Raw genomic sequence first — 25,172 nt, forward strand, 5'->3', positions numbered from 1 at the left:
GTGCGGTCCGGTTTCCTGCGGTTCGATCGTGGTGCGGTTCGGTCTTGGCGCGGCCCGGCATCCGCACGCGCCCCTCCAGCCTCGACGGGCGCACGGATCCCCCCGTTCGGGTGCCGTACTGTCGCGTCGGCCACGGGCGGGCGCACCGCGCTGATAGCGGTTTGTCATGCCGCTTTCCTCGTCCCACCCCGCCACCGGCCCCGGCTCCGCCCCCGGCCGGGACCCCGAAGGCGCCACGCCCGGCCCGCGTCCGCGCCGCCGCTCCGGGGCCGCCGCCCGCCGCCGGAGCGTCCTCGGTCTGCTCGCCGCCGCTGCGCTGGTCGCCGCCGCTCTGCCGGACGCCACGCCGCTCGGCGTCGGCGACCGGCTCTACCCGCACCTCGGCAACCCGGGGTACGACGTCCGCGCGTACGACATCGCCCTGACGTACTCCGGCCGCAACGACCGGCCGCTGGACGCCGTCACGAAGATCACCGCCCGCGCCACCACCCGCCTGCGGCGCATCAACCTCGACTTCGCCCACGGCACCGTCCGGTCCGTCGAGGTCGACGGCCGGCCCGCGGCCCACGTCAGCCGCGGCGAGGACCTGATCGTCACGCCGCACCGGACCGTGCGGGCCGGTACCCCGGTGCGGATCGTCGTCCGGCACACCAGCGACCCGCGTCCCCCCAAGGGCGGCAAGGACAAGGAGATCGGCTGGCTGCGCACGAAGGACGGGCTGGTGATGGCCAACCAGGTCGACGCCGCACACCGCGTCTTCCCGGGCAACGACCACCCCTCGGACAAGGCCCTCTACACCTTCCGCGTCACCGCGCCCGAAGGACTGACGGTCGTCGCCAACGGAACGCGCGTGGCACGCCACCCGGGCGCCCCGCCGAGGCCGGCGAGGAGCGCGATCCGTACGGGACCGGACGTACGGCAGGAGCGGGCGGCCCCCGCCATGACCACCTGGGTCTACCGCACCGCCCACCCCATGGCCACCGAAGTGGCGCAGGTGTCCATCGGGCGCTCCGCCGTCGTCCGGCGCACCGGGCCGCGCGGCCTGCCGCTCCGCGACGTCGTACCGGCCGCCGACCGCAAGCGTCTGGAACCCTGGCTGGCCAAGACGCCCGGCCAGCTCGCCTGGATGGAGCGCAAGGTCGGCCGCTACCCCTTCGAGACGTACGGCATGCTGCTCGCCCAGGCCGAGACCGGCTTCGAGCTGGAGACCCAGACGCTGTCCCTCTTCGAGGAGCGGCTGTTCACCACGCGGCAGTACCCCCGCTGGTACGTCGAAGCGATCATGATCCACGAGCTGTCGCACCAGTGGTTCGGCAACAGCGTCACCCCGCGCACCTGGTCGGACGCCTGGCTCAACGAGTCGCACGCCACCTGGTACGAGGAGCTCTACGCGCACGAGCACTCCAAGATGTCCATGGACGAGCGGACCCGGCGCGCCTACAGCGTCTCGGACCGGATGCGCGCCGAAGGCGGCCCGCCCGGGGCACCGAAGGCCCCCACGCCCGGCAACAAGACCGGCATCTTCCGCCCGGTCATGTACGACGGCAGCGCCCTCGTGCTGTACGCGCTGCGCGCCAAGATCGGACACGCCGCCTTCGACCGGCTGGAGCGCACCTGGGTGACCCGGTACCGCGACGGCGTCGCGGGCACCGCCGACTTCGTCGCGCTGGCCTCCCGCATCTCGGGCCAGGACCTCGGCGGCTTCTTCCGCAGCTGGCTGTACGACGCGAAGACACCGCCGATGCCGGGCCACCCGGACTGGAAGAGCCACCACCGGACCCCGCAGCCCCCGGCACGGAAGCCGGGCGCGAAGCCTTCGGGCAAGCCGGGCGCGAAGCCTTCGGGGCAGGCGGCCGGGAAGCCGGCGGCGAAGCCTGCGAACGGGCCTGGTGCGAAGCCTGCCGGGAAGCCTGCGGGCAGCCCGGGCGGCGCGAAGCCGCGCGGGTGAGCCCGCCGCCCGGTCCGGGAAGACCCGGCCCGCCGCCCCCACGCTCCTCCCGTCCCCCTCGCCCGGAAAACCCGTGTGACGGCGACCAGCGGTCGTGCGACCATCGTCTGGCCGATGACGGGGCCGGCACCGGGAATCTCCCGGGCGGGCCGGACGTTGTCACGATCGAGAGTCCCGGGGCCACGCGGCCCCGTACGGGACGTCCCAACGACGCAAAGGATCAAATGACCTCCTCTTCTTCCCTTCCACAGGACCGACAGCGCCTCCCCGAGAGCCGCCGGGCCGACGCCCTGATGGAAGAGGACGTCGCCTGGAGTTACGAGATCGACGGGGACCGTGACGGCGCGCAGTACGACCGCACGGAGCGGGCCGCCCTGCGCCGCGTGGCCGGGCTGTCCACCGAGCTCGAAGACGTCACCGAGGTCGAGTACCGCCAGCTGCGCCTGGAGCGCGTGGTACTGGTCGGTGTCTGGACCACGGGCACGGCGCAGGACGCGGAGAACTCCCTCGCCGAGCTGGCCGCGCTGGCGGAGACCGCCGGCGCGCTGGTGCTCGACGGCGTGGTCCAGCGCCGCGACAAGCCCGATCCGGCCACCTACATCGGCTCCGGCAAGGCCCTGGAGCTGCGCGACATCGTCCTGGAGTCCGGCGCCGACACGGTGGTCTGCGACGGTGAGCTGAGCCCCGGCCAGCTGATCCACCTGGAGGACGTCGTCAAGGTCAAGGTCGTCGACCGTACGGCCCTGATCCTCGACATCTTCGCCCAGCACGCCAAGTCCCGAGAGGGCAAGGCGCAGGTCTCGCTGGCGCAGATGCAGTACATGCTGCCCAGGCTGCGCGGCTGGGGCCAGTCGCTGTCCCGGCAGATGGGTGGCGGTGGCTCCGGCTCCGCGGGCGGCGGTATGGCCACACGTGGTCCCGGTGAGACCAAGATCGAGACGGACCGTCGGCGGATCCGCGAGAAGATGGCGAAAATGCGCCGGGAGATCGCGGAGATGAAGACCGGCCGCGACATCAAGCGGCAGGAACGCCGTCGCCACAAGGTCCCCTCGGTGGCCATCGCCGGCTACACCAACGCGGGCAAGTCCTCCCTGCTCAACCGCCTGACCGGGGCCGGCGTCCTGGTGGAGAACGCGCTGTTCGCCACCCTGGACCCGACCGTGCGCCGGGCCGAGACGCCCAGCGGGCGGCTCTACACCCTCGCCGACACCGTCGGCTTCGTCCGCCACCTGCCGCACCACCTCGTCGAGGCGTTCCGTTCCACGATGGAGGAGGTCGGCGACTCCGACCTCATCCTGCACGTGGTCGACGGTTCGCACCCGGTGCCGGAGGAGCAGCTGGCCGCCGTGCGCGAGGTGATCCGTGATGTGGGCGCCACCCACGTACCGGAGATCGTCGTCGTCAACAAGGCGGACGCCGCCGACCCGCTGGTCCTCCAGCGGCTGCTGCGCAACGAGAAGCACGCGCTGCTGGTCTCGGCCCGTACGGGCCAGGGCATCGACGAGCTGCTCGCCCTGATCGACGAGGAGCTGCCGCGCCCGCAGGTCGAGATCGAGGCGCTGGTGCCGTACACCCAGGGCGCGCTGGTCTCGCGGGCACACGCCGAAGGCGAGGTGATCTCCGAGGAGCACGTCGCGGAGGGCACCGTCCTCAAGGCGCGGGTGCACGAGGAGCTGGCCGCCGAGTTCCGGCCGTACGCCCCCGCCGCGTGATCCGGCAGCCGTAGGCGCCGTGCGCGTCGCACCGCAGGCAACTGCTTACGCTGCACGCAGGTAGTACGGCGAAGGCCCGCCCCCTGAATGGATCGGGGGCGGGCCTTCGCCGTGTCCGCGCCGCGGGCTCCCCGCAAGGGTGCCCGCAGACGAAGTCGTCGGGCGGTTCGCGGAGGTCTCGCGACGGCCGCGTATCCGGTACCGGTCGTACCCGGCCGTAACCGGGCGTACCTGGTCGCACGGGTACGCGGCCGTCGCGCTCGCTCACCCGGCGCGTACCGGGTGCCCGCCGCTCGGGTCGCCCGCGTCTACTTCTACTTCGACGCGAACTTCTTGCTCATCGCGTTGTAGAGGCTCTTGGCCTCCGGGCCGAGGTGCGGGCCCGCCAGCCAGCCGGCCGGACGCGGGCCGATCGAGGTGTTGGACACCAGCGCCGGCTTGCCGTCCGAGCCCTTGGCGAACCAGGGGCCGCCGGAGGAGCCGGCGGTCATCAGGCAGCCGATGCGGTACATGGTCGGCTTCTTGGCGTCCATCGAGAGCCGGCCCGGCTTGTCGGTGCACTGCTGCAGCGTCGCACCGTCGAACGGCGCCTCGGCCGGGTACCCCTGGGCGGTGATGCTGTTGATGTCCGGGATCGCCGAAGCGTTGAAGTCGACCGAGTAGGCGCCACCGGCGACCTCTTCGAGGGACTTGCTGCCCGCGCCCTTCTCCGGCGTGACGTGCATGATGGCGAAGTCGTACGGCGCCATCGGCACGCTGTTGCCCTGCGCGCCGCCCTGGCCGATCCACTGGCTGGAGGTCGACGCGCCGTCGGCCCACCACACGCCCTTGGGGAACATCTGCTCACGCGAGGCGTTCTCCAGTTGGGCCGCGCTCTTGCCGGTGTCGTTGAACGACGGGGCGAAGATCATGTTGCGGTACCAGCCACCGGTCTTGCCGGCGTGCACGCAGTGGCCCGCGGTCCACACCAGGTTCGACTTGCCCGGGTGCGCCGGGTCCTTGACCACCGCGCCGGAGCAGACCGCGTGGCCCTCGGGCGTGTCGAAGAAGATCTTGCCGAGGCCGGGCGCGTTCTGGCCGAACGGCGGCTTGACGGCCTTGGCCTGGACCGGACGCGGGTCCGGGTCGGTACGCCCCTGGTCACCCGAGATGTCCTTGGGCGTGGGCTCCTTCGGCGGCTTGGCCTTGCTCGCCCGGTCCGGGTCCCACAGCCCCTTGATGATCGGGTTGATGAACTCACTGGCCTCGCGGAGCCACTTGTCCTTGTCCCAGTTCTTCCACTCGCCGTTCTTCCACTTGTCCAGGTCGACGCCGTGTTCCTTGAGCTTGTCCTGGATGTCCTTGGGGATCGTGAAGCCACCCCCGCCCGCGCTGCCCTGTTCCGCGGACTGGCCGGGCTTGCCGTCCGCCTGGTTGCCCTCGGGCCCGCAGCCGGTGGCGGTCAGCGCCACCACGGCGGTGAGGGCGGCCGCGGCCAGGACCGGCCGACGTATGGATCGCATGGGTGAACTCCCCCTGGTCTGTTCAGGCTTGCCACAGGCCCCCGTCCGGCCCCGGGCGGCCGTACCGCGCCGTGGGTGATCGTGCCGGTCTTGCCCCGGACGTGCCCGCATCTGCTGTTTTGTCATGCACCGGAAAGCTGGGCGCAGGTCCCCACTATGCCGGTGCCGTTGGGGACGGCGGTGGGCGGGTCCCCGGTTCCGGTCCGGTGCGGATCTTTCCGCGGAGGGTGGGGCGGGGCGTCGTGGCTGGGGGTGCGGGGTGGCGGGGGACGTCGGGCCGGGATGGCGCGGGGTGTCGGGCAGGGACGGTGCGGGGCGTCGGGCCGAGGTGGTGCGGTGCGTTGGGCCGGGACGGCGCCGGGGTGGTGCGGGAGTGCGCGCGGGGCGCTGAACGGGGCGGGGTGCGCGGGTGGTGCGGCGGTGGGTGCCCCTCGCCGTGTCGCCCGGTCGCCGCGTTGCCCGGCTGCCCCGTTATCGCGTCGCCCCGTCGCCCCGTCGCCCCGTCGCCCCGCGGCGTCCGGGTACGGCAAGGATCTTGCGGCAGGCCGTGTTCTCCCGCGTACACCGTCGTTGATACGTACGGGGGACGGCTGAGTCGTGTCCGGCGGCAGGGAATGAGGCCCGTCCACCGGCCAGGCCCGGCGCCCGCTGACAGCGGACCGGGCCCGGTGCGCGACGGAAGCGGCCCGACGGGGCGCGGCCGGCGCGCGGCGGGGCCGCCCGCAGGGCACCCGAAGCGCCCCGCGCCGCATCCGCCGGTGCATCGCATCCGCAGTTCAACAGAAGAGTCCAGCAGCAGGAGGACCGAACCGCCGTGGCCTTGACCCAGCCTCTGCCGATGGCACCCCCTCCCGCCCACGAGGGCATCCTGCGGCGGCAGTCGCTCCGCGAGTCCGCCGCCCGTACCTACGCGCGCTCGCTCCCCATCGTCCCGGTGCGTGCCCGCGGGCTCACCATCGAAGGCGCCGACGGCCGCCGCTACCTGGACTGCCTCTCCGGAGCGGGCACCCTGGCGCTCGGCCACAACCACCCCGTCGTCCTGGAGGCGATCCGTTCCGTCCTGGACTCCGGCGCCCCGTTGCACGTCCTCGACCTGGCCACCCCGGTCAAGGACGCCTTCGTCACCGAACTCTTCGCCACCCTGCCGCCCGAACTGGCCGACCACGGCCGCATCCAGTTCTGCGGACCGGCCGGCACGGACGCCGTCGAGGCCGCCTTCAAACTGGTGCGGACCGCGACCGGCCGGAACGGACTCGCGGCCTTCACCGGCGCGTACCACGGCATGACGGCGGGGGCGCTCGCGGCGTCGGGAGGCGCGCACGACACCTCCGTGACCCGCCTCCCGTATCCGTACGCCTACCGCTGCCCCTTCGGCACCGGTGGCGAACAGGGCGCCGAACTGGCGGCGCGCTGGACCGCGAACGTGCTCGACGACGACAAGAGCGGCGTCGCCAGACCGGCCGGAATGATCCTCGAACCGGTCCAGGGCGAGGGCGGGGTGATCCCCGCCCCCGACAGTTGGATGCGCCGGATGCGCGAGATCACCGCCACGCGCGGCATCCCCCTCATCGTGGACGAGGTGCAGACCGGCGTCGGCCGCACCGGCGCGTTCTGGGCCGTCGGACACAGCGGCGTGGTGCCCGACGTCCTCGTCCTCTCCAAGGCGATCGGCGGCAGCCTGCCGCTCGCGGTCATCGTCTACCGCGAGGAACTGGACGCCTGGCGGCCCGGCGCGCACGCGGGCACCTTCCGCGGCAATCAGCTCGCGATGGCGGCCGGCGCGGCCACCCTCGCGTATGTCAGGGAGAACGACCTGGCGCGGCGCGCGGGTGAACTGGGCGCCCGTATGACGTCCCGGCTGGACGCGCTGGCCGCCGAACACGGCTGCGTCGGTGACGTACGGGGCCGTGGCCTGATGCTCGGCCTGGAACTGGTCGACCCGGACGCCGTCCCGGACCCGTCCGGAGCCCGCCCGGCCGCTCCCGCACTGGCTGCGGCCGTCCAGCGGGAGTGCCTCGACCGGGGCCTGATCGTCGAACTGGGCGGCCGCCACGGCTCGGTGGTCCGGCTCCTGCCCCCGCTCACCATCACCGACGAACAGGCGGACGCGGTCCTCGACCGCCTCGCCGACGCGCTGGCGGCTGGGTCGCGTTCCGGGGCGGGTGGGGTGTCTGCGGGGGCGTGTGCGGTGGGTGGGGTGGGGGTGTCCGGGAGCGCCGGGGCGTCTGGTTCTGTCAGGGCGCCTGGGGACGCTGGGGTGTACGGGGCTGTCGGGGCCACCGGGGTGGAAGTGAGTTCCGCGCCGGATGGACCGGACGGGGAGGATCGCGTGGCACCGCGACAGGAGTCGTCCTCCGGGATGGCCCCGTGAGCGGGGGCCCACACCGCTCCGGACGCACGAGAGCCCGGTGCTCGGCGCCCCTCCGCGCACCTGCGCCCCGCCGTGCACCTGCGCTCCGGCCCGTACGCCTCCACCGTGCCCCACCTCTGCGCGACGGCCCCTACGGGCGCACCGCTTCTCGTGAGCGCCCGGCCGCTCCCGGGCCCACGCCCGCCCCCTGCCCGACGTCCTCCCACCGCCCCATCCCCGTCCAGACCGCGCCGACCCTGCGAGGCACACCCCGATGAACGAACGCCCCGGCCCCGACGGGACTCCGGCCGACGAGCGACGTCTGCCCCGTGAACCCCTGGCCCGGCTGCGGGAACCCGCCGTGCCGCGGCAGAACCGGCGCGCCGGCGCCCACGACAGCGGCGAGAACGGTGAACACGGCGGCCACACCGGCTGTGCCGTACGGCTCGGACACCACGAGCGGCACGGCCTCGACGACTGCCACGGCCTCGGAGCCACCCGGGTCGTCACGGTGTACGAGGACGACGAGACCGACGCCGAACCGCCGGCCGAGGGCGACCGTGAGAGCCCCGACCACCAGGAAGGCGCGCAGGCCGCGGTACCGGACCTGGCCGAGGACGTCGAGGAGGTCGAGGAGGTCGAGGACCCGGAATCGGCGCGGGCCCCCGCGCAGGACCGGCTGGAGCATCAGGACCCGGCCGTCGCCGCCGACGCCGCCGGGGCCGAGAGCCTGCTCCGCTGCTGGATCCGCGAGAGCGGTACGCCCCGCCCGCCCGGCGACCGGCTGCGCATCCCTCTCGACGCCAGCGCGACGGCCCTGCACGTACCCGTCCTGTACTGGTCGGAGACCGGCTGGCACCGCCTCGGCGCACCCGTACTGGAAGGCACCCCCGCCGACGCCGCGGCACTGGACGCCGTGACCCTCGCCGCCCTGTTGCGCCGGGAGGCCGTACGCGTCGGCGGCGCGGGCGACAGCCCTGGCAGCACGGGCAACACCGGCAGCGCTCGCGGCCGTACCGACGACGTCAGCAGCGTCCGGCCCGGTACGGGCACCATCGGCACCACCCCGACCAGCACGGACGGTACCGATGCCGCCTCGCTGCCCACCCCGCTGCCCGCTCCGCCCCGGAGGACCGCCCCCGATCACCCCTCCGGAGCGCCGGACAGCGAGAGCGCCGACCTCGTCGGCCGTGTCGCCGACTCCGTACGGCACACCGCGGTGTTCCTCGCCGACCGACGCGCCGCCCCGGCCGACGACCTCGGCACCTCCCGCTTTCTCGCCGCCGAACAGGCGCTGCTCTTCGGCCACCCCATGCATCCGACCCCCAAGAGCCGGGAGGGCCTGACCGACGCCGAGACGCGCGTCTACTCCCCGGAACTGCGCGGCGCGTTCCGCCTCCACTGGGCGGCCGTCCACCAGGACGTGTTCGCCGCCGCCTCGGCCTGGACCGAGCGCGGCCGGACCGTCCCCGCCGAGCAACTGGCCGCCCGCCTCGCCGAAGGAGCACCCCAGGCGCCCGCCGGCACCCTGCCGCTGCCGATGCACCCGTGGCAGGCCCACCAGCTCGGCCACCGTCCGGACATCGCCGCACTGTACGAGACGGGCCACCTCCACGACTTGGGCCCCGGCGGCCCGGACTGGCACCCCACCTCCTCCGTACGCACCGTCTTCCGGCCCGGCTGCGACGCCATGCTCAAGCTCTCCCTGGGCGTACGCATCACCAACTCCCGCCGCGACAACCTCCGCAAGGAACTGGAACGCGGCGTCGAGGTGCACCGGCTGCTCCGCACCGGCCTGGCCGCGCAGTGGCGGGCGGCCTTCCCCGGCTCGCCGGGCTTCGACATCGTCCGCGACCCGGCCTGGTTCGGCGTCACCGGAACCGACGGCGAGCCGGTGCACGGCCTGGACGTGGTCGTCCGGCACAACCCCTTCGACGCCACCGATGACGCCGTGTGCATCGCCGCCCTCACCTCGCCCCGTCCCTGGCCCGGTCACACCGGCCTGCGGTCCCGCCTGGCCGACGTCATCGGCAGGCTCACCGCCCGCACCGGGCGGCCCGCGGGCGCCGTCGCCACTGAGTGGTTCCTGCGCTACCTCGAAGCGGTGGTGCGGCCCGTCCTCTGGCTCGACGGCACGGCGGGCGTCGCGCTCGAAGCGCACCAGCAGAACACCTTGGTCCTGCTGGACCGGGACGGCTGGCCCGCCGGCGGCCGCTACCGGGACAACCAGGGCTACTACTTCCGCGCGTCGCGCCGTACGGAGCTGGAACGGCGACTCCCCGGCATCGGCTCCACCAGCGACACCTTCGTCACCGACGAGGTCACCGACGAACGCTTCGCCTACTACCTCGGCATCAACAACGTCCTCGGCCTCATCGGCGCTTTCGGTTCCCAGCGCTTGGCCGCCGAGAAGGTGCTCCTCGCGGCCTTCCGGCGGTTCCTCACCGACGCCGCCACCGGACCGGCGGAACACCGTTCGCCGCTGCCCGGCCGACTCCTCGAAGCCCGCACCCTACGTTGCAAGGCCAACCTGCTGACCCGGCTGCGCGGCCTCGACGAACTCGTCGGCCCCGTCGACACCCAGTCCGTCTACGTCACCATTCCCAACCCCCTTCACTCCTGAACCCCAGCACTCCTGCCCCCCCTCTACCCCTGGCGCCCGTCCAGTCCCAGCTTTTCCCCGGCCCCGGCCCTTGCCCCTGCTCCATGTCCCCGCTGTCCCGCTGGTCCCCCGATTCCCTGCCCGCCCACCCCGTGACCTCGTGAGGAGGCCCGGAAAGGAGAGAGCGCCATCGTGCCCCCCACCGAATCCGGCATCGACCCAGGATCCGAAGCAGCCTTCGACCACCCCCTCGAAGCCCCTCCGGACGACGCGCTCGACGACACCCTCGACCTGCACCTGCCGCCCGACATCACGGCGCTGTTCAGCGCAGCACCGCTCTCCGCCGCCACCGACCCGGCCGACAGCCCGGGCGGCGGAGTCCTGCTCGACCGCCTCGCCGAGTGGGGGCCCACGGCGACCGCCGCCGGGCCGTTCCAACTCGTGCCGGTACGCCTCGAACGCGACCTGCCGCTGATCTCCGCCTGGATGAACGACCCGGCCGTCGCGGCGTTCTGGGAACTGGCCGGGCCCCAGGCGACCACCGCCGCCCACCTGCGCGCCCAACTCGACGGTGACGGACGCAGCGTGCCCTGCCTCGGCGTACTGAGCGGTGTCCCCATGAGCTACTGGGAGGTCTACCGCGCCGACCTGGACCCGATCGCCCGCTACTACCCGGCCCGTCCGCACGACACGGGACTGCACCTGCTGATCGGGGGCGTCGCCGACCGGGGCCGCGGCATCGGGACCACACTGCTGCGGGCCGCCGCCGACCTCGTACTGGACCACCGTCCGCGATGCGGCCGGGTCATCGCCGAGCCCGACCTGCGCAACGTCCCCTCCGTCGCCGCCTTCCTCGGCGCCGGATTCCGCTACGGCGACGAGCTCGACCTGCCCGACAAACGCGCGGCCCTCATGGTCCGCGACCGTGCCCACCGCCACCTCCTGTGACCGTCCCCGACCCTCGCACCGGCCGCCGACGCCCCCACGCCGGCAGTTCCCCCCTGCCTTCACACGGCCTCTCGACCTCCGGCCGCCTGCTCTCCTTGTACGGCCTGCCGACCTGGCGCCGTCTCCCGACTTCCGGCCGTCCGCCCGTCCCGTACGGCCTACCGTCCTGGCGCCGTCGTCCGACCTCCGGCCGTTCGCTGTCCCTGTACGGTTCGCCGTCTTGGCGCCGTCTTGCGACCTCCGGCCGTTCGCTGTCCCTGTACGTCTCCCCGTCCTGGCGCCGTGCTTCGACTTCCGGCCGCTCGTTGATCCCCTACGGTCGGCCGACCCCATGCCGTCTCCCAGCCTCTCTCTCCGGCGGCAGCCCACTCGGCCGCCCCACCCACAGCCCGCACGTCCACTCGTCCCCCTTCAGTCCCTCCAACCCCTCGACTCCCTCCACCCGCACCCTTCGCACTGCCCGCGTCTCCACACCTGACCCCATTTCTCCGCGCACTGTCCGTGTCGCTCAGGTCTCGTCCCCAGGAGTCCCGCCTTGCGTCCTTCTTCCGAACCTCTCCATAGCCCCGCCTCCGGTGCCGGTGACTCCGGCAGCGACAGCCCGGACCCCCTCGACCGTGGCGCCGACAGCCCCGAGGTCACCGCTCCCGGCGACAGCCACCTCAGCCGCCCCGGCGTAGGCGATTCCGCCCCCGCCCCCGGTCCCGCCTCCGAGCCCGCCCAAGCCTCCGGCACTCCGGACGCCGTCCACCCCACGGCTGTCGCCCTCACCGTCCCCGGCCACGCCTTCCCCGCCCCCGGAGCTCCCGAAGCGTCCGAAGTCCCCCGGGACGAGCTGCCCGGCGGGGGGACGGACAGCCACCGTGTGTGGCAGGGAGCCGCTCGCCGGCTGCTCGCCAAGATCCTGGCGGAGTTCGCGTACGAGGAGGTCATCACCCCGGAACCCGACCTGAGTGCCACCCCCGTCCCCGGACCGCGCGACGGACACGGCGATCCCGGCAGCACCCCCGGCGGTGCCCCTGACGGCACCGCCGACAGCCTCCCGGACCTCACTCCGGAAACCCTGGATCTCACTCCGGACCCTCCGGACCGCAACCCAGGCACCCCGGACCGCAACCCAGGCACCCCGGACCGCACCCCGGACCTCCCTCCAGGCGGCAGCCCGGACGGCGCCCCACCGGACCCACCCCGCACCGGCACCCGCACCGGCCCCTGTAGCGCCGACGGTTCCCCCTCCCGCCTCTACCGTCTGCGGCTGAGCGACGACGTCACCTACCGCTTCCGGGCCCGGCGCGGCGCGTACGGACACTGGCGTGTCGACCCCGACTCCATCACCCCCACAGGCGACCCCCTTCACTTCCTCTTCCACGCCCACGACAACGTCCTGGGCCTGTCCGGTGACACGACCGGCCACCTCATCCGCGAGCTGACGGCCACGCTCGCCGCCGACACCCGCCTGGACGCCACGGCCCTCAGCGCGGCGGAGCTCGCCGACCTCGACTACGCCGCCCTGGAAGGGCACCAGACCGGCCACCCCTGGCTCGTCGCCAACAAGGGGCGGCTGGGCTTCTCGGCGACCGACGCCGCCGTCTGGTCACCCGAGGCCCGCACCCCGCAGCGGCTGCCCTGGATCGCCGCGCACCGCCGGCTGGCCGTCTACCGGGGCGTCCCGGCCCTGGCCACGCCCGATCGTCTCTACGCCGATGAACTCACCCCCGCAACCCGTGCCACCTTCGCCCGCACCCTCTCCTCGCAGGGCCTCGACCCCGCCGACTATCTCTACCTCCCCGTCCACCCCTGGCAGTGGGACGAGACCGTCGCGCCCCTCTTCGCCCCCCAACTCGCCGACAAATCCATCGTCCCACTCACCACTGACAACGACCTGCGACTGCCCCAGCAGTCCATCCGCACCTTCCTCAACACCAGCCGCCCCGGAGCCCGTACGGTCAAGCTCCCGCTCTCCGTCCTCAACACCCTGGTCTGGCGCGGCCTGCCGACCGAACGCACCATCGCCGCCCCCGCCGTCACCGCCTGGGTCCAGGGCCTGCGCGACGCCGACCCGTACCTGCGCGACGAGACCCGGGTGATCCTGCTCGGCGAGACCGCGTCCGTCACCGTCGAACACCCCCTGTACGACCGGCTGCCCGGCGTCCCGTACCAGTACAAGGAACTGCTGGGCTGTATCTGGCGGGAGCCGATCAGCCGTTGTCTGGACCCGGGGGAGCGGGCCCGCACCCTGGCCGCGCTCCTGCAGACCGACCCGCACGGGCGGGCTTTAACGGCAGAGCTGGTGCACCGTTCCGGCCTGGCACCCCGCGTCTGGCTGCGCCGTCTCTTCGCCGCCCTCCTACCGCCCCTGCTGCACTTCCTCTACCAGTACGGCACGGTCTTCTCCCCGCACGGCGAGAACGCCATCGTCGTCTTCGACCAGCGGGACGTCCCCACCCGCCTCGCGGTCAAGGACTTCGTCGACGACGTCAACACCAGCGCCGAGCCGCTGCCGGAGCACGCCACCATGCCCGCCGACGTCCGCGCGGTGCTGCTCACCGAACCGCCGGAGTTCCTCACCCAGTTCCTCCATTCCGGACTCTTCGTCGGGGTCTTCCGCTACCTCGCCCCGCTGTGCGAGCAGCAACTCGCGGTCCCGGAGGCTGAGTTCTGGTCGCTCGTACGGGCGGAGATCCTGCGCCACCAGGGGCGCTTCCCACACCTGAAGAAGCGCCACGAAACCTTCGACCTGCTCACCCCCCGCATCGCCCGGCTCTGCCTGAACCGCAACCGGCTCCACCTCGACGGATACCGCGACCGTGCCCAGCGCCCGCACGCCGCCGTCCACGGCACCGTGCCGAACCCCCTCCACCACCCGTGACCGAGCAGATTGTCAGTGGGCCCGCGTAGGGTGGCAACGCTATGACGAAGCCCTCCCTCCCCGATCTGCTGCACGCCGCCGTCACCGCTGTCGGCGGCACCGAGCGCCCCGGCCAGGTCGCCATGGCCGAAGCCGTCGCCGAAGCGGTCGAAGACAGCTCCCACCTGCTCGTACAGGCCGGCACCGGCACCGGGAAGTCGCTCGGCTACCTGGTGCCGGCGCTGGCCCACGGCGATCGTGTGGTGGTGGCCACAGCCACCCTCGCGCTCCAGCGCCAGCTGGTCGAGCGCGACCTGCCGCGCACGGTCGAGGCCCTGCATCCGCAGCTGCGCCGCCGTCCGCAGTTCGCCATGCTCAAGGGCCGCTCCAACTATGTCTGCCTGCACCGTCTGCACGAGGGCGTCCCGCAGGAGGAGGAAGAGGGCCTTTTCGACCCCTTCGAGCACGCGACGCCCACCAGCAAGCTGGGGAAGGACCTGCTGCGGCTGCGCGACTGGGCGGACGAGACCGAGACCGGCGACCGCGACGACCTCACCCCCGGTGTCTCCGACCGCGCCTGGGGGCAGGTCTCGGTCTCCTCCCGGGAGTGCCTGGGCGCCTCGAAGTGCGCGTACGGCGCGGAGTGCTTCGCCGAGGCGGCCCGTGAGCGCGCCAAGCTCGCCGACGTGATCGTCACCAACCACGCCCTGCTGGCCATCGACGCCATCGAGGGCGCCCCGGTGCTGCCCCAGCACGACGTACTGATCGTCGACGAGGCCCACGAGCTGGTCTCCCGGGTCACCGGCGTGGCCACCGGGGAGCTCACCCCCGGCCAGGTCAACCGGGCCGTCAAGCGGGCCGCGAAGCTGGTCAACGAGAAGGCCGCCGACCAGCTCCAGACCGCCTCGGAGACGTTCGAGCGCCTGATGGAGCTGGCGCTGCCCGGCCGCCTGGAGGAGATCCCCGAGGATCTCGGGTACTGCCTGATGGCGCTGCGGGACGCGGCCCGTACGGTGATCTCGGCCCTCGGCTCGACCCGCGACAAGTCCGTCCAGGACGAGGACGCCGTGCGCAAGCAGGCCCTGGCCTCCGTCGAGAACGTCCACGCGGTCGCCGAGCGCATCGCCAACGGCTCCGAGTACGACGTCGTCTGGTACGAGCGCCACGACCGCTTCGGCGCCTCGCTGCGCGTCGCGCCCCTGTCGGTCTCCGGCCTGCTGCGCGAGAAGCTCTTCGCCGACCGTTCCGTCGTGCTCACGTCAGCCACCCTCAAGCTGGGCGGGGACTTCAACGGCGTCGGCGCCTCCCTGGGGCTGGCCCCGGAGGGCACGGAGGGCGAGGACGTCCCGCAGTGGAAGGGCCTGGACGTCGGCTCCCCGTTCGACTACGGCAAGCAGGGCATTCTGTACGTCGCCAAGCACCTGGCCCAGCCGGGCCGTGAGGGCAGCCGTACGGACATGCTCGACGAGCTGGCCGAACTGATCGAGGCCGCCGGCGGCCGTACGCTCGGCCTCTTCTCCTCCATGCGCGCCGCCCAGGCCGCCGCCGAGAACCTCCGCGGGCGGCTGGACATGCCGATCCTCCTCCAGGGCGAGGAGACCCTCGGCGAACTGATCCGCACCTTCGCCGCGGACGCCCGTACGTGTTTGTTCGGCACTCTCTCACTGTGGCAGGGCGTCGACGTGCCGGGTCCGAACTGCCAGCTCGTGGTCATGGACCGGGTGCCGTTCCCGCGCCCCGACGATCCCCTGATGAGCGCCCGGCAGAAGGCCGTGGAGGAGGCCGGAGGCAACGGCTTCATGGCGGTCGCGGCGACCCACGCCGCCCTGCTCATGGCCCAGGGAGCAGGCCGTCTCGTACGCGCCACGGGCGACCGCGGCGTCGTCGCCGTACTGGACCCCCGCGTCGAGCGTGCCCGTTACGGTTCGTTCCTGCGCCGGTCCATGCCCGAGTTCTGGTACACCACCGACCGCAACCAGGTCCGCCGCTCCCTGGCCGCCATCGACGCGGCAGCCAAAGCCGCAGAGGAGGCGTGAACGGCCCTGCGGCCGGCAACCGGAGCCCCATGCTCCGGCCGCCCCACTCGGGGGCGTAGCGGCATCACAGGCGCCTCCAGCAGCCGCCTCCCGCCCCCGGCGCCGCTCCTCACGGGACCTGCGCCGGGTGCACGTCGGCCATTCCGCGTTCGGTCGTCCGCCACGCAGCTCGTACGGACGGGCAGCGGGCATTCACCGCCCCAGCGAAGCCCATTCCGGTCGCGCCGAACACATCTCGACGGAACGAGCAGCCGCCCACACCCCACGCACCTTCCGCTCCCGCCCCAGCCCACCCCCGCCCCCTCCGTGACCCCACCATCAATTGAGCAACCCCCACGAAGCCCAACCCCTCCGCGAAAGCGGCGCCGGTCTAGGCGCAAAACCAAGCCCCGGGACCGGCGCAGTGGTCCCGGGGCTCGGTCGAGGGGAGGGGTCAGACCCGCCGCAGCACCGCTACCACCTTGCCGAGGATGGTGGCCTCGTCACCGGGGATGGGCTGATAGGCGGCGTTGTGCGGGAGCAGCCAGACGTGGCCGTCCTCGCGCTTGAAGCGTTTGACCGTGGCCTCGCCGTCCAGCATGGCGGCGACGATGTCGCCGTTCTCCGCCACGGGCTGGCGACGCACGGTGACCCAGTCGCCGTCGCAGATCGCGGCCTCGATCATCGAGTCACCGACGACCTTCAGGACGAACAGTTCGCCGTCGCCGACGAGCTGCCGGGGCAGCGGGAAGACGTCCTCGACCGACTCCTCGGCGAGGATGGGACCGCCCGCGGCGATCCGGCCGACGAGCGGGACGTAGGACGCGGCGGGCTTGCCGGCCGTGTCGGTGGGCGCGCTGCTCGGCTGGTCGGAGCCGCGGACCTCGTACGCCCGGGGGCGGTGCGGGTCGCGGCGCAGGAATCCCTTGCGCTCCAGAGCCATGAGCTGGTGGGCGACGGACGAGGTGCTGGACAGCCCGACCGCCTGGCCGATCTCGCGCATGGACGGCGGGTAGCCGCGGCGCTGGACGGAATCCCGGATGACCTCGATGACCCTGCGCTGTCGGTCGGTGAGTCCCGAACTGTCGGCGCGGATGCCTGGAGGACGGCCGGGCAGTGAGCGGGCTGGCTTCTGCCCCTCGGGGTTCATGGCGTCGTCCATCGGCGGTTTCCGGGTCGGATCGAATCGGCTCTGGGAGTGGCTCTGGGCGGTGATGGTGGCGCTGTCTGCGGTGGTGGTCACGTCGGCCCCTCTCGGAATGTGCTCCCTAGTTAGCCAACGGTAGTTGCTTTCGAAAGGTTGCGCCAAACACACGTTCGAGTGAAAATTTCCGGATTAGCTGACCTGATCACGGGCTTAGGTGTATAGCCGAAAGGCAATTCGGGTCATTGCGGTACTCTTCGCCCCGAGCTGACGGTCGGGAGTACGCGCCGTCCCGCCGGGTCCGATCCGGGTGCCGCGACGTACCGATTCTGTCATCCCCGCCCCGCCGGAGCCGCGCCCGGGGCCTGTCCCGTACCCTCGTCGGCGGCCCTCCGAGCGGCCCCCGACGGCCCGCCCCGCCACGACACGCTGGGGGCGCGGATGACCTCCCGACACCACATGTAGTGCTTTGATGACTACAGCCGCCCAGAAGTTGTGGTGCTGATGTCTCTCGGGGCTCCGGGGATCGCCTATGCTTGGGGTCGCTCCGAGGGGCCCGTGAGGGCGGCCCGGAGGTCATCAGCCGTACGCCGGGACCATGGGCGTACGACCGTAATTTTTCGAGGGTGAGGAGGGTGAATTCATGCATTGCCCCTTCTGCAGGCACCCCGACAGCCGGGTGGTCGACAGCCGCACCACCGATGACGGCACCTCGATCCGCCGGCGCCGTCAGTGCCCGGACTGCTCCCGCCGTTTCACCACCATCGAGACGGCGTCACTGATGGTGATCAAGCGGAGCGGGGTCACCGAGGCCTTCAGCCGTAACAAGGTGATCGCCGGCGTGCGCAAGGCGTGCCAGGGCCGGCCGGTCACCGAGGACGCCCTCGCCAAGCTGGGGCAGCGGGTCGAGGAGGCCGTGCGCGCCACCGGCAGCGCCGAGCTGTCCACCCACGACGTCGGGCTGGCCATACTGGGCCCGCTGCAGGAACTCGACCTCGTCGCGTACCTGCGCTTCGCCAGCGTGTACCGCGCCTTCGACTCGTTGGAAGACTTCGAGGCGGCCATCGCCGAGCTGCGGGAGCAGAGCGAGCGGGCGGCGCCCGCGCGGGAGTGCGGGTGCGAAGGGAGCGCCGGACAGCCGGCGGTCCCGGTGCCTGCCACCGCCGCCGACTGAGATCGGCACACCACAGACCTGACCAGGGCAAATGCAGGCGCCCTGGTGCCAGACAGACACACACCGTGCCACGGAACAAGTGCGCACATATGGGCGTTTGCCCGTACAGGGAGGCGGAATGACAGAGACGACGAGCGGCCCGGCACGAGGCTCCCGCGCCAAGGGCAGCAAGGCGAGCAAGGGTCTGCGTATCGAGCGCATCCACACCACTCCCGGCGTGCATCCGTACGACGAGGTGGCGTGGGAGCGCCGTGACGTCGTCATGACCAACTGGCGCGACGGCTCGATCAACTTCGAGCAGCGTGGCGTCGAGTTCCCCGAGTTCTGGTCGGTGAACGCGGTCAACATCGTCACGAGCAAGTACTTCCGCGGCGCGGTGGGCTCCGACACCCGGGAGTCGAGCCTCAAGCAGCTCATCGACCGGGTCGTGAAGACGTACACCAAGGCCGGCGAGGCCAACGGCTACTTCGCCTCCCCGGCGGACGCCGAGATCTTCGAGCACGAGCTGGCGTACGCCCTGCTCCACCAGGTCTTCAGCTTCAACTCCCCGGTGTGGTTCAACGTCGGCACGAAGCAGCCGCAGCAGGTCAGCGCGTGCTTCATCCTCTCCGTCGACGACTCCATGGACTCGATCCTGGACTGGTACAAGGAAGAGGGGATGATCTTCAAGGGCGGCTCCGGTGCCGGCCTGAACCTTTCCCGCATCCGCTCCTCCAAGGAGCTCCTGTCCTCCGGCGGCAACGCCTCGGGCCCGGTCTCCTTCATGCGCGGCGCCGACGCGTCCGCCGGAACGATCAAGTCGGGCGGCGCCACCCGCCGCGCGGCCAAGATGGTCGTCCTGGACGTGGACCACCCGGACGTCGAGGCCTTCATCGACACCAAGGTGAAGGAGGAGGAGAAGGTCCGCGCCCTGCGGGACGCGGGCTTCGACATGGACCTGGGCGGCGACGACATCACGTCCGTCCAGTACCAGAACGCCAACAACTCGGTCCGCGTGAACGACGAGTTCATGAAGGCCGTGGAGACCGGCTCGAAGTTCGGCCTGCGCGGCCGGATGAACGGCGAGGTCATCGAGGAGATCGACGCCAAGGGTCTGTTCCGCAAGATGGCGGAGGCCGCCTGGGCGTGCGCCGACCCCGGCATCCAGTACGACGACACGATCAACCACTGGCACACCTCGCCGGAGTCGGGCCGGATCACCGCCTCGAACCCGTGCAGCGAGTACATGCACCTGGACAACTCCTCGTGCAACCTGGCCTCGCTGAACCTGATGAAGTTCCTGCGCGACGACGACAAGGGCAACCAGTCGTTCGACGCCGAGCGCTTCGCGAAGGTCGTCGAGCTGGTCATCACCGCGATGGACATCTCCATCTGCTTCGCGGACTTCCCCACCGAGAAGATCGGTGAGACCACCCGCGCCTTCCGCCAGCTGGGCATCGGCTACGCCAACCTCGGCGCCCTGCTGATGGCCACCGGCCACGCGTACGACTCGGACGGCGGCCGCGCCCTGGCCGGTGCCATCACCTCCCTGATGACCGGCACCTCCTACAAGCGCTCCGCCGAGCTGGCCGCGGTCGTCGGCCCGTACGACGGCTACGCCCGCAACGCCGACGCCCACAAGCGCGTCATGAAGCAGCACTCGGACGCCAACGGCACCGCCAAGCGCATGGACGACCTGGACACCCCGGTCTGGGCCGCGGCCACCGAGGCGTGGCAGGACGTCATCCGCCTCGGCGAGAAGAACGGCTTCCGCAACGCGCAGGCGTCGGTGCTCGCGCCGACCGGCACCATCGGCCTGATGATGGACTGCGACACCACGGGCGTCGAGCCGGACCTGGCCCTGGTCAAGTTCAAGAAGCTGGTCGGCGGCGGCTCCATGCAGATCGTGAACAACACGGTCCCCAAGGCGCTCAAGCGGCTCGGCTACCAGCCGGAGCAGGTCGAGGCGATCGTCGCCCACATCGCCGACAACGGCAATGTGATCGACGCCCCCGGCCTGGACCCCGCCCACTACGAGGTCTTCGACTGCGCCATGGGCGAGCGCTCCATCTCGGCCATGGGCCACGTACGCATGATGGCGGCGGCCCAGCCGTTCCTGTCCGGCGCGATCTCCAAGACCGTCAACCTCCCCGAGTCGGCCACCGTCGAAGAGGTCGAGGAGGTCTACTTCGAGGGCTGGAAGCTCGGCCTGAAGGCCCTGGCGATCTACCGCGACAACTGCAAGGTCGGCCAGCCGCTCTCCGCCAAGAAGAAGGAGGAGGAGAAGAAGACCGAGGAGAAGCCGGCCGAGAAGGTCGTCGAGTACCGTCCGGTCCGCAAGCGTCTGCCCAAGGGCCGTCCCGGCATCACCACCTCCTTCACCGTCGGCGGCGCCGAGGGCTACATGACCGCCAACTCCTACCCGGACGACGGTCTGGGCGAGGTCTTCCTGAAGATGTCCAAGCAGGGCTCGACCCTCGCGGGCATGATGGACGCCTTCTCCATCGCCGTCTCGGTGGGCCTCCAGTACGGCGTGCCGCTGGAGACGTACGTCTCGAAGTTCACCAACATGCGCTTCGAGCCGGCCGGTATGACGGACGACCCGGACGTGCGGATGGCGCAGTCGATCGTCGACTACATCTTCCGCCGCCTGGCGCTGGACTTCCTGCCCTTCGAGACCCGCTCCGCGCTCGGCATCCACTCCGTCGAGGAGCGTCAGCGCCACCTGGAGACCGGTTCGTACGAGCCGGTCGACGAGGAGGAGCTCGACGTCGAGAGCCTGGCCCAGTCCGCGCCGCGCCACCTGGAGTCGGCCACGGGGTCCTCGACGGCAGAGATCGTCGAGGAGACCGCGGCCCCGGCCCCCAAGCAGGCGCACACCAACGCGGAACTGGTGGAGATGCAGCTCGGCATCAACGCCGACGCTCCGCTGTGCTTCTCCTGCGGCACCAAGATGCAGCGCGCCGGCAGCTGCTACCTGTGCGAGGGCTGCGGCTCGACCAGCGGGTGCAGCTGACATCGGCACCCGCGGGTGACTGATTGACCAGGGTGGGGAGCCGGAATTCCGGCTCCCCACCCTGCGTCTTTGTATCCGGACCATGTGGGTCCGCCCGCAGGATTCAGCGAAATGCCGACGCCTTTCCGACGCCCGACGACGTTTTCACCGACACCTCGGCGTGTGCCGTCCGTCAGCCGCCCATGACGGTGACGAACGTTTCCGGGTCGGTGTCGAAGCCCCGCACGGACGAAAGGAACCGCCACTCGCCCGACTCGTCCCGTGCGAATTCCGCTATCACCGCCGCGGTGGCTCCGGCGGTCACCGAGAAGTCGCCCGCCGCCAGTTCGTCGTATCCCTCGTTGATGCGGAAGGCGGTATTGGCTATATCCCCGAACGTCTTGTGTCCGCCGCGCTGCTGAATGGCCACGCCGACGACCACGCGTGCATAGGTGTTCGCCAGTCGGTTCAGTTCCAGCACCATGGCCTCGTCGGTGCCGAAGCCCAGGCCGGTCCGGCTGTCACGGCTGAGGACGATGGTGCCGTCGGGTGAGCGGCTGTCGAAGTGCACGAGGTAGTCGGGTGCCCCGCGCGGGTCGTCCTTGGTGTAGGTCGCGGCGATGAGGTCCAGGTCGTGGGCCGGAGTGCCCGCGGGGCTGGGGTCCCACTTGAGGGTCACTTCGACTTTGCCGATCCCTTTGTTGAGGCTGCTCACAGAGATCCCTTCCGGTGTTGCAACTCCCGGGCTGTGCAAGGCGTTCCACCAATGGTGTCACGCTCCGCAAGCCCTGCCCCGGCGGTCGGGGCGACGCCGTCCGGTCGGCAGGACTGGTACGCGTACTGCTACTCCGACGTATCGAGTAGGACTGAAGTTCCACCAGTGACTCGTACGGGGTATGCGTGTTGGAGCGGGCGAAGGCTGGGGCCCTGGTCAGGGCCATTGTGCGGCGGCGCCGCGATGTTGGCGTCGAGGGCGGCGAGTTGACGCCAGGTCGAAGGTCGAAGGTCGAAGGTCGCGAGGCGCGGTCCGTTGGGCGCGGGCGGGAATCGCTCAGACAGCCACGTCTCCCCAGAGGCGCGCCAGGTGGCTGTCCAGCGCGTCGAGCGCTGCCTCCGGTGCGAGGTGGCCGATCAGGACGTGAGTGGTCAGGCCGTCGGTCAGGGCGAGCAGTGTGCGCGCCTCGCGTTCCGCGTCGGGTGTCGCGGTGGCTTCGGAGATGAGGCGCGTGAAAAGGCTGTGCAGGCCGGTGTAGTTGTCGCGCAGGATCCCGGCCAGCGCGGGGCTGACCGCGGCCTGGGCGACGAAGGCGAGCCAGACGCGCGCCTCGGCCCGGTGCTCGGGGCGCAGCAGGGAGATCTCGGTGGTCGCGTGCCCGAGTGCCGTACGGGCCGACTGTGCGGGGGACTCGGCGAGCCGCGCCGCCACCCGGGCGGAGATCCGTGCCCCGATGTGGCCGAGCGCAAAGACCAGCATCTCCTCCTTGGTGCGGAAACAGCGCTGGACCGCGCCCATGGACACGTCGGCGCGCGCCGCCACGTCCCTGAGGGTGACGCCCTCCAGGCCGTGCTCGTCGGCGAGGCGGCAGACGGCCTCGGCGATCTGCCGGCGGCGGCTCTCGTGGTCCACCTGCTTGGGCATGGGGCGCTCCCGTAATCCGATGCGTGTGTATCGATGTCAAGGGTACGATGTGATGCACTTGCATCGGAACGCGTGTGCGGCGGCCTGCCCGTCGTGGACGTCCAAGGACGAGGGAGCGCGAAGTGGGAGCGCAGCAGGCTCTGTGGGAGCTGCCGGCCGGGGCCCAGGCGGCCGCCGTACGAAGCGGCGAGGTCACCGCTGTCGAGGTGGTCGAACACCATCTGGAACGGATCGCAGAGGTCAACCCGGCCGTCAACGCCGTCACACAGCTCCTCGCCGACCGGGCGCGTGCGGACGCGGCCGCGGTGGACCGGCGGCGCGCCGCGGGGGAGGACCCGGGGCCGCTCGCCGGGGTGCCCTTCACGGTCAAGGAGACCACCGCGATCGAAGGGGTGCCGACCACGTACGGCGCGGAACGCTTCCGCCACAATGTCGCGCACTCCGATGCGCCCCCGGTGGCGCGGCTGCGCGCCGCGGGCGCCGTACCGATCGGGCACAGCAACATGCCCACACTCATCCTGGCGGGCGTCCACACGCGCAGCGAGCTGTACGGGGACACCGCCAACCCCTGGGCGCCCGGTGTCACGCCGGGCGGGACCAGTGGAGGCGACGCCGCCGCCGTGGCCAGCGGCATGGCCGCTATCGGGCTGGGCAACGACTCCGGCGGATCGGTGCGACTGCCGGCGTCCTTCTGCGGTGTGGCGGGCCTGAAGCCCACATACGGGCGCTTTCCCGCCGACCACCGCATCGGCGCGGAGGATCCCGCGTTCGCCACACAGGTGCTGGTGGTCGACGGGCCGCTGGCCCGTACGGTCGGCGATCTGCGCCTGGCCTACGAAGCGCTCGCGGGTACCGATCCACGGGACCCGAGGGCGGTGCCGGTGCCCCTGTACGGTGCGGAGCTCCCGCGCCCGACGAAGGTCGCGATGGTCACCGACCCGGGCGGCGCGGGGGTGCACCCCTCGGTCCGCAAGGCCGTCGAGGACGCGGCGGACGCGCTGCGCGACGCCGGGTACGAGGTGTGCGAGGTCCCGGACGTACCGCGTCTGGATGAAGCGCTTGAGGTGTACGGCCGTATGACATTGGCCGAATTCGCCCCTACCTGGCCCATGGTGCGGAACCTCCTGGGCAAGGAAGGACATCGCTACATCGAGATGTCGATGGAGGCAGCACGGGACGCCCTCCCGATGGACGTGCCGGAATACCTCCGCCTGACCGGCGCGCGGCTCGGCATCCAGAGGGCGTGGGCCGAATTCCTGGACACCTACCCGCTGTTGCTGGCGCCCGTTTTCACCGAGCCGCCCTTCGAGCCGGGGCTGGAGATGCGCGACCAGGAGGGGCATGCGCGCGTCCAGCGGGCGATGCGCCTGTGTACGGCCACGAGCTTCGTGGGCGTACCGGCGGTGGCCGTGCCGACCGGGGTGGAGGCGGGGCTCCCGTACGGCGTGCAGCTCGTCGGCCGTGCCTACCGGGAGGACCTGTGTCTGGAAGCCGCCGAGGCCGTGGAGCGGAGGCTCGGAGTGATCACTCCCATCGGCCCGCGCCCGTAGGGGAGTTCGGTGTGGCGGGAGCGTGACGCGCGGTGATGTCGGGCCCCGCCGGGCCGTACGATGGCGCGGTGCTGGTCAAGTGGATTAGATGCACGGTCGTGGACCGCCGGGGGTTCGAGAGAGGGCAGCGCAAATGGGCGGGGCTGCTCGGCGAGCCGGGCTTCCGTGGGCAGGGCGGCGGGTGGAGCCGGACGCGGCCGTCGGTCGCGCATCTGGTCGCCTTCTGGGAGAGCAGGGCGTTCTACGACTCCTTCATGGCGCGCTCGCACGACCGGCTGGCGGCGGCCCAGGTGGGCACGTTCAAGGACTCCCGGGTGCGCCTGTTCGAGTACGAACTCGACGTGAAGGTGGGCTTCCGGCCGGTGTTCGCCGACGCCGACGTGCTGCGGATGGCGCACTGTCAGGTGCGCGCCGACCGGGTCGACCACTTCATGCTGATGCAGGAGAAGGTATGGAATCCGGCCATGGCCGGCTCCCCGGGGATGCTGCGCGGGTTGCTGGGGCGCGCGCCCGGGGAGGAGTTCCTGATCCTGTCGATGTGGGAGTCGGCGGCCGAGCGGGGGAAGTACCGGCCGGAACGGGTGGAGCGGCTCGGCCTCCGCGCGCAGACGGAGGCCGACGTACGTGCCGTGACCGGCGATGTCGCCGACCTCGAACCTGCGTGGACGGTGTGAGGGGCGCTGCCCCCGATGGTGTCCGCATTCACGCTCACGACGGTGCGGACGTCCCCTCACACGGCGACGTGAGCATTCTTACCCGTGTGGAT

At 71.7% G+C, this 25,172-nt stretch carries 15 protein-coding genes; 11 read left to right on the plus strand and 4 right to left on the minus strand.

Going from position 1 to position 25,172, the window contains the following annotated elements; translation table 11 throughout:
• Positions 1–166: 166 nt before the first annotated feature.
• Together ACZ4QV_RS33005 and hflX are read left to right on the plus strand one after the other, a co-directional pair.
• Positions 167–1,948, plus strand: coding sequence for a M1 family metallopeptidase (locus ACZ4QV_RS33005; protein ID WP_361589972.1), 1,782 nt, complete (start codon positions 167–169; stop codon positions 1,946–1,948).
• A 224-nt stretch (positions 1,949–2,172) separates the two neighbouring features.
• Positions 2,173–3,660, plus strand: coding sequence for a GTPase HflX (hflX, locus tag ACZ4QV_RS33010; protein WP_361155713.1), 1,488 nt, complete (start codon positions 2,173–2,175; stop codon positions 3,658–3,660).
• Between the two features lie 314 nt (positions 3,661–3,974).
• Here hflX and ACZ4QV_RS33015 read toward each other — a convergent pair whose 3' ends face one another.
• Positions 3,975–5,162: a trypsin-like serine peptidase gene (locus tag ACZ4QV_RS33015; RefSeq protein ID WP_361589975.1), complete on the minus strand. Its 1,188-nt coding sequence runs from the start codon at positions 5,160–5,162 to the stop codon at positions 3,975–3,977.
• Between the two features lie 814 nt (positions 5,163–5,976).
• Between ACZ4QV_RS33015 and ACZ4QV_RS33020 the strand changes: the two genes are divergently transcribed.
• From ACZ4QV_RS33020 to ACZ4QV_RS33040, 5 genes are all read left to right on the plus strand, one after another.
• On the plus strand, positions 5,977–7,533 hold the full coding sequence (locus ACZ4QV_RS33020; protein ID WP_361617425.1) for a diaminobutyrate--2-oxoglutarate transaminase family protein: 1,557 nt from the start codon (positions 5,977–5,979) through the stop codon (positions 7,531–7,533).
• A gap of 253 nt (positions 7,534–7,786) precedes the next feature.
• On the plus strand, positions 7,787–10,135 hold the full coding sequence (locus ACZ4QV_RS33025) for an IucA/IucC family protein (protein WP_467763792.1): 2,349 nt from the start codon (positions 7,787–7,789) through the stop codon (positions 10,133–10,135).
• Between the two features lie 171 nt (positions 10,136–10,306).
• Positions 10,307–11,062 carry a GNAT family N-acetyltransferase gene (locus ACZ4QV_RS33030; protein ID WP_361155720.1) on the plus strand — a complete coding sequence of 252 codons (756 nt, stop codon included), beginning with the start codon at positions 10,307–10,309 and terminating at the stop codon, positions 11,060–11,062.
• An 889-nt stretch (positions 11,063–11,951) separates the two neighbouring features.
• A complete protein-coding gene (locus ACZ4QV_RS33035) occupies positions 11,952–13,931 on the plus strand; it encodes an IucA/IucC family protein (protein ID WP_467763802.1) in 1,980 nt (659 codons plus the stop codon).
• Between the two features lie 41 nt (positions 13,932–13,972).
• Positions 13,973–15,946 (plus strand): ATP-dependent DNA helicase, encoded by a 1,974-nt coding sequence (locus ACZ4QV_RS33040; protein ID WP_358974970.1) that lies wholly within the window; start codon positions 13,973–13,975, stop codon positions 15,944–15,946.
• A gap of 433 nt (positions 15,947–16,379) precedes the next feature.
• Here ACZ4QV_RS33040 and lexA read toward each other — a convergent pair whose 3' ends face one another.
• Positions 16,380–17,168 carry a transcriptional repressor LexA gene (gene lexA, locus ACZ4QV_RS33045; protein ID WP_030020363.1) on the minus strand — a complete coding sequence of 263 codons (789 nt, stop codon included), beginning with the start codon at positions 17,166–17,168 and terminating at the stop codon, positions 16,380–16,382.
• Positions 17,169–17,712: 544 nt separating this feature from the next.
• Between lexA and nrdR the strand changes: the two genes are divergently transcribed.
• A complete protein-coding gene (gene nrdR / locus ACZ4QV_RS33050) occupies positions 17,713–18,243 on the plus strand; it encodes a transcriptional regulator NrdR (protein ID WP_361155723.1) in 531 nt (176 codons plus the stop codon).
• Between the two features lie 118 nt (positions 18,244–18,361).
• Positions 18,362–21,238: a vitamin B12-dependent ribonucleotide reductase gene (locus ACZ4QV_RS33055; protein WP_361638396.1), complete on the plus strand. Its 2,877-nt coding sequence runs from the start codon at positions 18,362–18,364 to the stop codon at positions 21,236–21,238.
• A gap of 172 nt (positions 21,239–21,410) precedes the next feature.
• Here the strand turns inward: ACZ4QV_RS33055 and ACZ4QV_RS33060 are convergent, their stop codons facing one another.
• Complete coding sequence (locus ACZ4QV_RS33060) at positions 21,411–21,932, minus strand: TerD family protein (RefSeq protein ID WP_361155727.1); 522 nt, start codon at positions 21,930–21,932, stop codon at positions 21,411–21,413.
• A gap of 336 nt (positions 21,933–22,268) precedes the next feature.
• Positions 22,269–22,856, minus strand: coding sequence for a TetR/AcrR family transcriptional regulator (locus tag ACZ4QV_RS33065; protein ID WP_361589993.1), 588 nt, complete (start codon positions 22,854–22,856; stop codon positions 22,269–22,271).
• Between the two features lie 122 nt (positions 22,857–22,978).
• On the opposite strand from ACZ4QV_RS33065, the gene ACZ4QV_RS33070 reads away from it, so the two are divergent.
• The gene (locus tag ACZ4QV_RS33070) at positions 22,979–24,406 is read left to right on the plus strand and encodes an amidase (protein ID WP_361638398.1); all 1,428 of its coding nucleotides are present in this window, start codon (positions 22,979–22,981) and stop codon (positions 24,404–24,406) included.
• A 68-nt stretch (positions 24,407–24,474) separates the two neighbouring features.
• Positions 24,475–25,080 (plus strand): YdbC family protein, encoded by a 606-nt coding sequence (locus ACZ4QV_RS33075; RefSeq protein WP_361155734.1) that lies wholly within the window; start codon positions 24,475–24,477, stop codon positions 25,078–25,080.
• Positions 25,081–25,172 lie beyond the last annotated feature (92 nt).

It is taken from the genome of Streptomyces sp. NPDC026394 (assembly GCF_055567735.1).